Below are 13613 nucleotides of genomic sequence, written 5' to 3' on the forward strand. Positions count from 1 at the left end.
GAAATGCTTTACCATTTTTTCTTCGGTTGGAACAACATATCCAAATCGTCTTTTTCTTCAGCTTGTTTTTTCAGTCTATCGCGAGCATTAGAGTTTTTAAGTTCATCGTTTATTTCAGCTAAAACTTGCTCTAACTCTACTTTACGTTGGTTAGTGTATTCGTCACGGCTTGACTGGCCGGTAATGGTTGCGAGCGCTTTTTCAAAATACTGACGTGCTGAGCCCAACATTTGCCCTTGGCGAGCTGTTTGCCCACGTTTCATCAAACTTTCAACATTTATACGTAATTGTAATTTGTCTAAGCGTTTGTCTTCACTCATAAATAAGTGAGTATCAACTTTGCCTTTGCTGTGTTCAGCTCTGAGCGCAGCGCGTAGTTTCTTGATGCTTTGCAACAATGCAATGGTTGCACGTTCGTCATCAGGTAAGCTAAAACTTTCTTCGGACTGAACTTTTTCGTTTGGATCCATGCTTTGCACACGATTTTGTGCATCACGAACTCTTTGTCTAAGCTCAGTAGACTCAGGCAATAGCTCAGACATATTTTTAACAGCGTCTAATACACGCTGATGTAATACCAATACCAATTGATTACTGACCGGAATATTACCTATGCTCATTAATAGAGCTTCGGTATCTTCGATTATTGTTTTATATTTTGCTATTTCATTACGTTTTTCAGCTTCCACTTTTTCTTTGTGTTGCTGAACAGCGTTAATGATGATGGCTAACACTACTAGAGCGACTACAAGCGCGATTACAATAGAAAAAATCATCTCAGTTCCTGATTGATAAGGGTTTTTATTGTTAATTTATTAACCTTCTGATAGTACAAGAATAATCGTTATTAGTCGACTTGCAAACACAAGATTAAAATTTTGTGTTACGGAAGCACCAATTTAAAGATACTTCCTTTGTATATACCGCCGTTATTTAGGTGGATTCTGCCGGTTTTTTTATTATTTTTGTGCGCATTGGCAATCATCCTAGCAAAGAATAATCCTAGACCTGTGCGACCAGTGGTCAAATTTAATTCTTGCATAGGCATGTCGATTAACTCAAGCATGTTTTGTGGATAACCATTGCCATTGTCTTCAATAGTTATTTCTAACTGATCATCTTTAATCGCGGCGGATATTTTGATTAGATTTTTACTGTAGCGCATCGCGTTGATAAAAATATCATTCAGTAGATTACCGATCAGATCCAAATCAAAAAACCAACATAAATCTTCGGCAACATCTAATTCAACGGTTAAACCTTTTTTCTCTATGTATAGTTCGTTTTTCGCGAGCATTTCTTCAACCACGTCTGAAACAAAATTTTCTTCAATTGTTAGTGGTAATTGATGTTTTTCAGCCCGGTACAAAGAAAGTAATTGCAGTAGGTTAGTGTTTAGTCGTGATGCTTCGTAATGCAAACTGGCAAGTTCATCTGCATGTTCTGGGTTGTCTTGTGCGCTACTTTGGCCTAAGTGCTCAATAGATTGAATCAACATGCACAAAGAATTTTTCATGTCGTGTACCGCTGATGCCAATACAGTTGAAAAATCTATTTTTGGATCGTCTTTCATCTTATTGCCTCAATCTTTTATTATGTTAGCAGCTTAAGTGTTGGTTGTTAATATTGCTGTTTTTATATGAATAATTGCAAGCTTGTGATGCAATTTAGCGTAAAAGTATTAATTAATCATCGAATTTTATTTTTAGCCAGTATAAACTTAAGAAAAAGTAATAAAACCCTAACAAACTATTCTAAATCAGAATAAAGCGTCTCAATTAGCGGTGGAACCATGAAACTTCAACAATTGCGTTATATTGTCGAGGTTGTGAATCACAACTTAAACGTCTCTGCGACCGCAGAAAGTTTATATACCTCACAACCCGGAATTAGTAAGCAGGTAAGGATGTTGGAAGACGAGCTCGGTGTGCAAATCTTCGGGCGTAGCGGTAAACATTTAACTCATGTAACTTCTGCAGGTCGTGAAATTATTCAAATTTCACGTGAGATATTATCCAAAGTCGAAAGTATTAAATCAGTTTCGCGTGAACATACTTTACCTGATCAAGGTAAATTGAATATCGCAACTACCCATACCCAAGCGCGCTATGCATTGCCACCGGTAATCAAAGGTTTTATGCAGAAGTATCCAAAAGTATCTTTGCATATGTTGCAGGGCACACCGTCGCAAATCAGTGACGCTGCGGCTAAAGGTGAAGCTGATTTTGCAATTGCGACAGAAGCTTTGCACCTATACAACGATTTAATTATGTTGCCTTGTTATCACTGGAATCGCAGTGTCGTGGTAACACGTGACCACCCGTTAGCCAAGAAAAAACAAATCACCCTTGAAGATGTTGCGCAGCATTCAATTGTCACTTATGTATTTGGTTTTACCGGCCGCTCAGAATTAGACAGTGCATTTAGTAAAGCAGGGTTAGAGCCAAAAATAGTTTTCACCGCAACAGATGCTGATGTCATTAAAACCTATGTGCGTATGGGGGTTGGGGTTGGTGTTATCGCAACTATGGCGGTAGATGCTAGAAATGACACAGATTTAGTTGCTATAGATGCGTCTCATTTGTTTAAACCAAGCACAACCAAAATTGGTTTTAGAAAAGGCACTTTCTTGCGTCACTATATGTACGACTTTATCGAACGTTTTGCCCCGCATTTAACTAGAGATATAGTGGATAAAGCAATCGCTTTGAAAAATGCCGATGATATAGATGCTTTATTTAAAGATTTTAAACTACCGGTTAAATAAGCCAGCGTTTGAATTGATCTAAAATAGCCGCCGTTGCACCCCAAATTAACAATTGTTGATGGCTAAAAGATAATACTCTGTGCTGGCGGCTTCCCATCTTATATTCTTGCACTAGAATATTTTTCGCTAGCAAGTCTTCAATAGTTATCTGTATTACACCTTGCACTTCTGCAGGATTAGCCACGGCTGTTATGTTTTGTTTGGTATAACCAATAAAAGGGTGAATGCGATAACCAGATGGCGTTTCAATGGTTTCCATTTGTGTTAACAAGTTAATCTGCTCGCGTGGAATATTGAGCTCTTCTTCGGTTTCGCGCAGTGCTGTGTCAAATAAACTTTCACCTAGGTCTTGGCGTCCACCTGGTAAACACACTTGATTGGCATGGTGTTTTAGCAAGGCACTGCGATGGGTTAATAACAAATAAGGTTTGTCGGCTTCCACCAACAAAATCAACACTGCTGCGTTTTTGACTTGGGCTTTGAGCTGGTAACCACGAGATTTTAGTTTAGGGCGACAGCGCATTTGAATACGGCTTAACAAAGTGTCAAAGTTGTTTTGCCAAGCCATATTTTATTTATGCACCTTGTATTTGTGGATTCTGTTGCTGGTTTTTTAGCTTGGTTAAAACCGGCAAAATTTTCGATACTTTATCAAAAGTTTCTTTGTATTCGTGTGCGCATTTTGAGTCGTAAACTAAACCACCGCCAGCCCAACAATGAACTTGCTCGGAATCAGCGACCAAGGTGCGAATGGCGATATTTGTGTCCATATTGCCGCGCCAATCAATAAAACCAATCGCGCCGCAGTATATTGAACGTCTGTGTGGCTCTAATTCTTCAATAATTTCCATGGCGCGAATTTTTGGTGCACCCGTAATACTGCCACCTGGAAAACAAGCTTTGAGCAAATCAAAGGCATTTTTACCTTCGCTCAATTCACCTGTTACTGTACTTACTAAGTGGTGAACAGCTGGAAAACTTTCTACGTCAAATAGTTTAGGTACTTTCACTGAGCCCGCTTTGCATACTTTGCTGATATCGTTGCGCAACAAATCAACAATCATTAAGTTTTCGGCTCTGTCTTTGTCTGAGTTTTTTAGTTTTTCAATTTGTTGATTGTCTTGAGTAATTGATTGGCCGCGCGCAAGTGTGCCTTTTATCGGTTTAGTTTCAACTTGCTGCGCCTTTACTTGTAAAAAACGCTCTGGTGAAATCGACAAAACACTGTGTTTGCCTTGTTGGATAAAAGCAGAGAAGGGCGCTTGGTTTTTCGCGCGTAATTTTAAATACGCTTGCCAACTGTCACCTGAATAGTCTGCGCTGAATCTTTGTGCTAGATTAATTTGATAACAATCACCTTCGGCAAGGTAGTTTTTTACTTGCTCGAACTTTTGTTGATAAGCCTCTTTGCTCATGTTCGACTGCCAAGCTGAGGTTAAAACAAAACTAGCTGCTTGTTCGGTTTGGTTATTAAATTTATCTAGCCAAGCATTTATTCTATTTAACTCAGGTTGATAATCTAGTGCATACCAAGTTTGTGTTTGGTTATCTTTAATCAAAGCAAAGTCGAAAATACCAATATACATATCGGGCAGTTCAATATCGGCTTGGGCAATGTTTGGTAAGTTCTCGATACAGCGACCCAAATCATAAGAAAACCAACCGACAGTGCCGCCAATAAAAGGCAGTAGCTCTATCTCAGCCGGTGCTAAAGTTACTTTGGGCATTAATTCTTTATGTAAACGTCTTGCTGCTTTAAATGGGTCTTCAGTGGTTTCAGCAAGATAGCCACCATTTAGTAATTTTATTTGGGTTTTACCTGCTTGGTAGCGTAAAGTTGCTAATGGTTGACAGAGTAATATATCGTAGCGGCTATTTTGGTGCTGTGCGTTGGCAGAGTCTAAAAACATTGCGCCATTTTCATGCGCTACGACTGAAAAAATATTGGCTGCGTCTATAGTTGGCGACAGCTCAAGCTGAGTACAATATGGGCTGGTGTTCATTTAAACGATTGCATGTGCCAATGGCGAGAAATGGACAACAAGGTTATCATATTGTACGCGGAATATAAAATTATACATATACCCAAGCTACTTGAAGATACGAGATTTCAGCAAGAGATAAAAAACATTTAGACAAGGCATTGATTGAAGACAATGGTTATCCCTTTTCAAAATCAATAACGCAGTATAAATGTTTTTTAGCCTTGCCCTTCGGGAGCTTCACAGCGTTTCTATTACTGCGTTATGTTAATTTGAAAGGTGCCTACATTCCTTCATTAACATGCCTTGCACTAAAAACGCTGTGATAGCTCTGAAACATGTATCTTCAAGTGGCTTGGGTATAAATATCAAGCCACCGAGGAAAGACCATGACAGTAATAAAGCAACAAGACTTTATTGAAAGCATTGCAGATGCTTTGCAGTTTATCTCCTACTATCATCCATTAGATTATATTAAAGCTGTGGAAGCGGCTTACAATAAAGAAATTAACCCAGCAGCGAAAGACGCAATGGCGCAAATTTTGATTAACTCGCGCATGTCAGCTGAAGGACACAGACCTATCTGTCAAGATACCGGCATAGTTACCTGTTTTGTTAAAATTGGTATGCAAGTGCAGTGGGACAAACACGATTTAACCGTACAACAAATGGTTGATGAGGGCACGCGTCGCGCTTATTTGAATCCAGATAATCCGTTACGTGCGTCTATTGTTGCAGATCCTGCAGGTGCACGTAAAAACACCAAAGACAACACACCATCAGTTGTACACATTGATATGGTGGCTGGCGATAAAATTGAAGTGATGATCGCAGCCAAAGGTGGCGGCTCGGAAAACAAATCGAAAATGGTGATGTTAAACCCAAGCGATTCTATTGTAGATTGGGTATTAAAAACTGTACCTACTATGGGTGCTGGTTGGTGTCCACCGGGCATGTTAGGTATAGGTATTGGCGGCACGGCTGAAAAAGCAGGTGTTTTAGCCAAAGAAAGCTTAATGGAATCGGTCGATATTCAAGAGCTAATTGAGCGCGGTGCGCAAAACGCCGAAGAAGAGCTACGTTTAGAGTTATACCGCAAAGTAAATGACTTAGGTATAGGCGCACAAGGTTTAGGTGGTTTAACGACTGTAGTTGATATTAAAGTTAAAACTGCGCCTACACATGCAGCTTCTAAACCTGTAGTGATGATCCCTAACTGTGCAGCTACTCGCCATGCACATTTCTATTTAGATGGCTCAGGCCCTGCAGATTTAACCCCACCTAAATTAGAAGATTGGCCAGAAGTTACTTGGGAAATTGGTGACAATGTGCGCCGCGTAAATGTTGATGGCATTACCAAAGAAGAAATTCAAAGCTGGAATGCGGGTGACACTGTATTGTTGTCGGGCAAAATTTTAACCGGCCGAGATGCAGCACATAAACGCATTCAAGAATATTTAGCCCGTGGTGAAGCTTTGCCAAATGGTGTCGATTTTAACGGCCGTTTTATTTATTACGTTGGCCCAGTTGATGCTGTAGGTAACGAAGCTGTAGGCCCAGCAGGCCCAACAACAGCAACTCGTATGGATAAATTTACCGACATGATGTTAGCCGAAACTGGCTTAATGGGTATGATAGGTAAAGCTGAGCGTGGTCCTGCTACAGTTGAATCGATTAAAAACCATAAAGCTGTGTATTTAATGGCTGTTGGTGGTGCTGCTTATTTAGTAGCGAAAGCGATTAAAAAGGCGAGAGTGGTCGCGTTTGAAGACTTAGGTATGGAAGCTATTTACGAATTTGAAGTAGAAGATATGCCTGTAACAGTCGCGGTGGATTCAAGTGGCAATAATGTTCACGAAACCGGCCCAGCAATTTGGAGTGCTAAAATTGCTGAGTTGGATGAGAAGTTGAGATAAGTCTTTTAGTTTGTCACAACTATAGGAAGGCTATACATAGCCTTCCTAGTTGTTAAAGTACCTTGATCTACAAATAAATAATTGCCAACAAATTTTCCTAGTGCTAAATTTACTGTAAATATTTACAGTTGATATGCATATGTTCGATCCTACTTGGGTTTTCCCTGCTATTTTTATCCTTAGCGCCATTTCCACTTTATTATTGTTGATTTTAACTATTACGCGTTTTGTTTCTAACGATAAAAACAAACTATTGCAGTTGCAAATGAATGAGTTTAACGATTTGCGTATGTCGTTAATGAATCAAGTACATGAGTCATTTGCCAATTTAGAATCTCGGCAAACTCAGCAATTTCAGCAGTTACTGAATTTGATTCACACCGCGGATAAGTCGGACACTCAGCACAGAATCGAGCTGCTAGATAAACTGACTCGTCAACACCATGAGCATAGACAAGAGTTATCTAAAGCCATTCAAAATCACAGTGAAACTGTGGCTAAACGTTTAAATGAACTGTCGAATGTGACGGAAAGCCGTTTAGATAAAATGTCACAGAAAATGAATGACAAACTGGCCGAAGGTTTTGAAAACACAGTTAAAACATTCTCTGATATTTTGCAGCGCTTGGCCTTGATAGACGAAGCGCAGAAAAAGATCACTGAGCTATCAGGCAATGTGGTTAGTTTACAGAGTGTGTTAACTGATAAACGTAGCCGTGGCGCATTTGGTGAAGTGCAGCTCTATTCGTTAATTGAAAACGTACTTGCGCCCAATCAATTTATTAAACAGTCTAAACTATCTAATGGTAAAATAGCTGACTGCCAATTATTGTTGCCAAAACCGACCGGCAATATTGTTATTGATGCTAAATTCCCACTAGAATCATTTAAAAACTTAATTCAGCCACAAATATCCGAAATTGAAAAACGCGCTTTTGAGCGCCAATTTAAACAAGACATTAAAAAGCATATTCAAGACATAGCCGACAAATATATATTGCCCCCAGAAACCGCTGACAGCGCTATATTGTTTTTACCAGCTGAAGCGATATTTGCCGAAATACATGCTTATCATTCAGACATAGTCGATTTTGCTTGGCAGCAAAAAGTTTGGTTAACTTCACCCAGTACGCTGATGGCGGTATTAACCACAGCAAAAGCAGTGCTCAAAGATGAAGCAACCCGCGGTCAAATTCATACCATTCAAAAACATTTAATTCATTTAGCTGAAGACTTTAACCGCTTCCAAGGCCGCTTTGATATGCTCGCTAGACATATAGACCAAGCAGCTGACGATGTACGCAAAATTCATATATCAGCAGATAAAATATCAACGCGATTTAAATCAATTGAGCAAGTGAATATTGAAGAAACGGACGTAAAACCGGCTAAGATATCAGGTGAGGGGTAGGTGGTTGTTGGGTTGGGAAGGTAGAAGAGCAGACTTTTCCTCAAATTGATTAATGAAGCTTCCGGGTTGGAGGTTAATTACGCTCCCATAAGTCACATTGACCAAAGCAGAGAATTATTTCTTTTTACGAAGTGTAGGCAGTTACCCTTAATTTTTCTAGGTTTTTTGTTTGAAAATTCTAAGATTTGAGTAGAATGACAAGAATATATATTGATATGCCGTCTATGAGTATGTAGCACGGAAGGAGCCGTAAATGAGTGAAACAGCAGACACGCAACACGCCAATATTGAACTTAAAATCGATGTCGCCCGTACTTTTTCTCTTGCTGCTCAGCAAAATTCTTACCCCATTCTTAAATCTATTCGAATTCTCTATCCAAACACGGATGAAAAAAATCTTCATGTATATCGTGAGCTGAAGCTAAGGTTAGCAGGAATAGACGATTGGCTTGCTGAAGAAACATGGTATATCGATCGATTGGAGCCAGGTCAATCCATCAATCTTCAAATAAAAGAATTACGCTTTCCTTTCGAAAAGCTCTTCGGTATTACTGAAGAAATTTCTCCTTTGTTAACATTTACGCTTCTTGATGAAGATGAATCTATTGTTGCTGAACAGCATATTAAACTGGATATTCTGCCAGCAAATTATTGGGGGGGAGAAGAGCGGCAACCTAGTTTGTTAGCTGCATTTGTTAAGCCAAATGGTATATATGTGGAATCGTTAGTTAGGAAAGTCGCTCTAACATTAGAAAAAGGTGGTTTCGGGCGTTCTGTCGATGGCTATCAATCAAATACAAGAGAAAAACCTTATTTGATGCTTGCAGCTCTGTGGAATGTTATATTTCAGGAAAAATTGGCTTACGTTAGTCCTCCTCAAGGTTTTGCTAAATTCGGTCAGCGAATAAGGCTTGCCGCTGATATCAGCAATGGCAGAATGGCAGCATGTCTCGATTCATCTCTTTTGTTTGCCAGTTGCATTGAAGCTATGGGGCTTAACCCTGTAGTAGCCGTTACCAAAGGTCATGCATTTGCCGGTGCGTGGCTAATTAATGAAAAATTACCGATTTTAACTAACGATGATCCTCAGGATATTCGTAAGCGAGTAGATAACAGAGATTTGGTACTGTTTGAGACTACTCTGGTAACAAATGATTCCTCAGTTACATTCGAACAAGCTAAAGAGCATGCAAGAGATTTATTGGCAGAAGAGCACGAATCTGAATTCGTAATGGTAATTGATATTGCTCAAGCTAGGGCACAGTCAATTAAACCAATGTCTACAGTTGAAGAGAAAAAAGAGGAACAAACTTCAGAGGATGGTTCCACTGAACTTGAATTACCTGTAATTCCGCCTTTGCCCCCTGTTAGTAAAGACGAACAGGTAGTTGAAGAAACCCCTGAAACGCGCATAGATACTTGGTCACGCAAGTTGCTAGATCTGACAAAGAAAAATAGCCTGCTTAATTTTAGTGATAGAGCTATCGCTATTAAACTCTTCTGTCCAGATATAGCATCAATGGAAGATATGTTAGCAGATGGAACCAAATTTAAGTTTCTGTCTGCGCAGGAAAGTCCATATTTTGACCCCAGTCGCGACAGTGAGATGTTTCGTTTACAAAATGGCTCAGATTTACATAGGGATTACGCGCTCAACCAAATCCAGAACAAAGTGCTTATAGCAAATCAGCCACCAAAGAGATTAGAGAAAAATTCGGTTGAGCTTTTTAGAAAAGCAAAGAATGACCTAGAAGAGGGCGGTTCAAACACGTTATTTTTAGCCTTGGGCTTTTTAAAATGGAAGGAGAATCCTGAAGATTCTCGGAGTTACAAAGCGCCTCTGATTCTTATACCCGTCAAGTTAACAAGACGCAGTGCAAGGGCTGCCGTGTATGTAGAGCAGCTCCAGGAAGAAGAGCCAATTTTTAACCTTACTCTAATCGAATTCTTGCAAGCTGAACACGACATCCAATTGGGTGAGTTTAAGGATGAACTGCCAGAAGATGAAAGTGGCATTGATGTACCTTATGTTTGGCAAAGAGTAAGGGACGCCGTCAAGGAACAAGCTGGATTTGAACTGGTTGAAGAACTGGTCTTAGGCTCATTTTCATTTGCAAAATATTTGATGTGGAAAGATCTTCGTGAACGATTGGATGACCTAAAGGAGAATCCATTTGTTCGTCATTTGGTAGACACTCCCCGAGATCCTTATTCGCAGGAAAGTAGCTTTGTTGAACGCGAAGACATAGATGAAAAGCTCGATCCTGCATCAATTTTCACCCCCCTAAACTGTGACAGTTCACAGTTGGTTGCGGTCGATGCTTCAGCTCGTGCGCAGGACTTTGTTCTGGAAGGCCCTCCTGGGACGGGTAAGTCGGAGACAATCGCCAATATAATTGCTCACAATATTGGCCTTGGTCGAAAGGTTCTGTTTGTAGCAGAAAAAATGGCGGCGCTAAACGTTGTATATCGACGATTGCAAAAAGTTGGGTTAGATCATCTTTGCTTGGAGCTTCATAGTAACAAAGCTAATAAGAGAGCTGTTCTTGATCAACTTAACAGCGCGTGGCAAAAGCGTGAGGGACTAAACCCCCGAACGTGGGATATGAATGTCACTGAACTCAAGAAAAAGAAAGAGTTGCTGAACAATTATGTAAGAGCGTTACACCATAAATCAGTCTTTGGTTTGTCTGCACGCGATGCGATATCGGCGATAGCGCTACATATTGAAACGCTTAAAGTAAAGTTGGAGTGGTTGCCGGATGTTGGTGCTGCTCCAATCAAAACTGATAAGGAATTTCGCAAGGCAGAGGAAATAGTACAGCAAGTAGGACTGGCATTCGCAGACGTAAGTGGACTCGAAATAAAAGCTTTTTCATTGGTGACTGCCATTGAATGGTCAAATATATGGCAAACGACTTTTCTGACAGCTATTGATGATTGGCAAAGTTCACATGAGTCTATGGATGAGGTGTTAACCTTACTTCTGGATACTTTTTCACTTAGTACTCTAAAAAGAACAACTTCTAATCTAATTTCTTTAAGCAGTCTTTGTTCGTTAGGGCGATTGGCTCTTGGACAAGATATCTCATTTGCAGTTGATAGCGGGTCAAAGGAACGGTTGGAAGCAATCAGCCAGCTTGCAGTATTAAAGGCTGATTTTGATGTTGCGATAAAAGATATTTCTCATGGAGCGTCAGCGGAAATTATTTCGCAAATTCCGGTGCATTCCTGGCTAATTTGGGCTGAAGAAGCTAAATCTGGTTGGTTGAAGTCGTTTTTCAGAAAACGAAAAATCAATAGAGAAGCCCGAGCACTTGGACTGAGTAAAATTAATGATTTAGCGGTAATAGACAAAATTGCCAGTTGTCAGAAGCTGCTGAAGTCAATTGAAAATTTACTGGCAAAGGTCGATAAGTACCCAATTTGGAATGGTTGGGACACGACTCCAGATAAACTATTACATGCCGCAGAGATTGGCAACCAGGTCAGACAATGTATTTCTACAATTATCAGTATGTCTGATGAGCCAGCTGAGGTTTTAATACCGGTCAAAAAGTGGTTTATTGATGGAAGAGAATTTTTAGAAGAATCTAAAGTTTATTGTGCACTAACTACATTTTCTGAGTTACACGAGAAGTTTCAAAGTTCATGTAATCGACTAGGAGATCTGGGTGGATGCGTGCCCATCGATTCAGAGCTTTCTGAAGTATCTCTGAGTCTGAAAGAAATTTATTCTCATTCACCTAAATTGAAAAACTGGTGTGAATGGCAGTATGCTAAGCAAAGTGCAGCTGAACTAAGTCTTGACGTGTTAAGTCGGAGCCTTGAATCCGGCACGATTCACTCAAATGAATTGAGTGAACAATTCAGAGTGGCTTTTTGCTATTGGCTTGCGCCCTTACTAATTGATGCGAATAGCGAACTTCGTCAATTTAAGGCGTCGACGCATGAACAGACTATTGAAGCCTTTAAACAGCTTGATGAAAAAGTTGCGAATATCACCAGTGAATACATCGTCGCGTTGGCGTCACAATCAAAACCTGTGCAAGGCGCTGACAATGAACTAAAACAGTTTAGTGTATTAGCAAAAGAGCTTCAGAAGAAGACCAGACATATACCTATTCGCGCACTTATTTCTCAATTAGGTGACTCATTATTGGATTTATGCCCATGCTTAATGATGTCTCCGCTATCAGTCGCGCAGTTCCTTCCATCCGACTTCAATGGTTTTGATCTGGTTGTATTTGATGAAGCATCGCAAATGACGACGTGGGATTCTGTCGGGGCTATCGCAAGAGGAAAAAATGTAATAATTGTAGGCGATCCGAAACAAATGCCTCCAACCAACTTTTTCTCTGCTGGTAGTAATTCAGATGATCCAGATGAAGAGGATTTGGAATCAATATTAGACCAGGCTTTAGCAGCAAGATTACCGCTTAAACGTCTTATGGGGCATTATCGAAGTAAACATGAGACACTGATTGCATTTTCAAATAGCAAATATTATGAAAACTCACTGGTTACTTATCCCTCGTCAGAAACTAAGGAATCGGCGGTTTCTTTACATCGAGTAAATGGAATTTACGCCAAAGGTAAAGGAAGAAACAATACTGTTGAAGCTAAGGCTGTTGTAGATGAAATTGTAAGAAGACTCTTGGATAAAAATGAGCGTGACAAGTCAATTGGTGTGGTAACACTCAATACTGATCAACAAAGAACAATCGAAGATCTATTGGACGACGCTCGTAGGCAGCACCCCTCGATCGAAAAGTACTTTCAAGACGGACAGGATCGTGAACCAGTGTTCGTTAAAAATTTGGAATCTGTTCAGGGCGATGAACGAGATATAATCATGCTTAGCTTGGCTTATGGTCCAACAGAGCCAGAAGCTAAAACGATGAGTATGAATTTTGGCCCTTTGAACAAAAGTGGCGGCGAGAGAAGATTAAACGTAGCCATTACTCGAGCCACAACAGAGGTCGTCGTTTTTAGTAGTTTTGATTCCTCAATGATTGATTTGAGCAGAACTGGATCGCTTGCGGTTGAACATTTAAAGCATTTCCTAGAGTTCGCAGAGAAGGGGCCTATTGCGTTGTCTGAAATTGCGTCAGCGAACCATGGCGTTGATCAATTTGACAGTGATTTCGAAGAGGCTGTCGCACAGGCACTGCGTCAAAAAGGGTGGAGAGTCCAGACACAAGTTGGCGTAAGTAAGTTTAGAGTCGATCTAGGAATTTTACATCCAGACCAACCAGGAAAGTATATTGCTGGGGTCGAGTGCGATGGCGCTACATATCATGGTTCCCCTGCGGCTAGAGATAGAGATCGTGTAAGGCAGATAATTCTCGAAAGTCTCGGATGGAATATAGTGAGGTTGTGGTCTACGGACTATTTTATTGATCCAGAATCTGCAATTGAAAAAATTGATGCCAAGTTGAGAGAAATCCTTGAAGCGGAGAGAGAGGCCAGCACACTGATTGAAGCAGAAGCAGAAGCAGAAGCAGAAGCAGAAGCAGAAGCAGAAGCAGAAGCAG

8 protein-coding genes are annotated in these 13613 nt (G+C 40.3%); 4 read left to right on the forward strand and 4 right to left on the reverse strand.

Annotated elements, in window-relative coordinates; all coding sequences use genetic code 11:
• Positions 1 to 8 precede the first annotated feature (8 nt).
• The gene (locus WSC_RS0117235) at positions 9 to 776 is read right to left on the reverse strand and encodes a hypothetical protein (protein ID WP_016957200.1); all 768 of its coding nucleotides are present in this window, start codon (positions 774 to 776) and stop codon (positions 9 to 11) included.
• A 107-nt stretch (positions 777 to 883) separates the two neighbouring features.
• On the reverse strand, positions 884 to 1573 hold the full coding sequence (locus WSC_RS0117240) for a sensor histidine kinase (protein WP_016957201.1): 690 nt from the start codon (positions 1571 to 1573) through the stop codon (positions 884 to 886).
• Between the two features lie 219 nt (positions 1574 to 1792).
• Between WSC_RS0117240 and cysB the strand changes: the two genes are divergently transcribed.
• Positions 1793 to 2767 carry an HTH-type transcriptional regulator CysB gene (gene cysB, locus WSC_RS0117245; protein WP_016957202.1) on the forward strand — a complete coding sequence of 325 codons (975 nt, stop codon included), beginning with the start codon at positions 1793 to 1795 and terminating at the stop codon, positions 2765 to 2767.
• Here cysB and WSC_RS23225 read toward each other — a convergent pair.
• Together WSC_RS23225 and pabB are read right to left on the reverse strand one after the other, a co-directional pair.
• Entirely contained in the window at positions 2760 to 3335 is a 576-nt protein-coding gene (locus WSC_RS23225) for an NUDIX hydrolase (protein ID WP_016957203.1), read from the reverse strand. The genes cysB and WSC_RS23225 overlap by 8 nt on opposite strands.
• 7 nt (positions 3336 to 3342) lie before the next feature.
• Complete coding sequence (gene pabB / locus WSC_RS0117255) at positions 3343 to 4770, reverse strand: aminodeoxychorismate synthase component I (protein WP_016957204.1); 1428 nt, start codon at positions 4768 to 4770, stop codon at positions 3343 to 3345.
• A gap of 368 nt (positions 4771 to 5138) precedes the next feature.
• On the opposite strand from pabB, the gene WSC_RS0117260 reads away from it, so the two are divergent.
• The 3 genes from WSC_RS0117260 to WSC_RS23230 form a co-directional block, all read left to right on the forward strand.
• Entirely contained in the window at positions 5139 to 6665 is a 1527-nt protein-coding gene (locus tag WSC_RS0117260; protein WP_016957205.1) for a fumarate hydratase, read from the forward strand.
• Between the two features lie 139 nt (positions 6666 to 6804).
• Entirely contained in the window at positions 6805 to 8076 is a 1272-nt protein-coding gene (locus WSC_RS0117265) for a DNA recombination protein RmuC (RefSeq protein ID WP_237716333.1), read from the forward strand.
• Between the two features lie 253 nt (positions 8077 to 8329).
• Positions 8330 to 13613 (forward strand): DUF4011 domain-containing protein (locus WSC_RS23230; protein ID WP_157447340.1); only part of this gene is annotated, 5284 nt, incomplete at its 3' end.

Source organism: Catenovulum agarivorans YM01, from assembly GCF_000281085.1.
GTDB lineage: Bacteria > Pseudomonadota > Gammaproteobacteria > Enterobacterales > Alteromonadaceae > Catenovulum > Catenovulum agarivorans.

What these genes read in the sequence shown, in the direction of transcription:
- WSC_RS0117240 (WP_016957201.1), bottom strand. Translation starts at nt 1,573, where the DNA reads ATGAAAGACGATCCAAAAATAGATTTTTCAACTGTATTGGCATCAGCG.
- WSC_RS0117235 (WP_016957200.1), bottom strand. Translation starts at nt 776, where the DNA reads ATGATTTTTTCTATTGTAATCGCGCTTGTAGTCGCTCTAGTAGTGTTA.
- WSC_RS0117265 (WP_237716333.1), top strand. Translation starts at nt 6,805, where the DNA reads ATGTTCGATCCTACTTGGGTTTTCCCTGCTATTTTTATCCTTAGCGCC.
- cysB (WP_016957202.1), top strand. Translation starts at nt 1,793, where the DNA reads ATGAAACTTCAACAATTGCGTTATATTGTCGAGGTTGTGAATCACAAC.
- pabB (WP_016957204.1), bottom strand. Translation starts at nt 4,770, where the DNA reads ATGAACACCAGCCCATATTGTACTCAGCTTGAGCTGTCGCCAACTATA.
- WSC_RS23225 (WP_016957203.1), bottom strand. Translation starts at nt 3,335, where the DNA reads ATGGCTTGGCAAAACAACTTTGACACTTTGTTAAGCCGTATTCAAATG.
- WSC_RS0117260 (WP_016957205.1), top strand. Translation starts at nt 5,139, where the DNA reads ATGACAGTAATAAAGCAACAAGACTTTATTGAAAGCATTGCAGATGCT.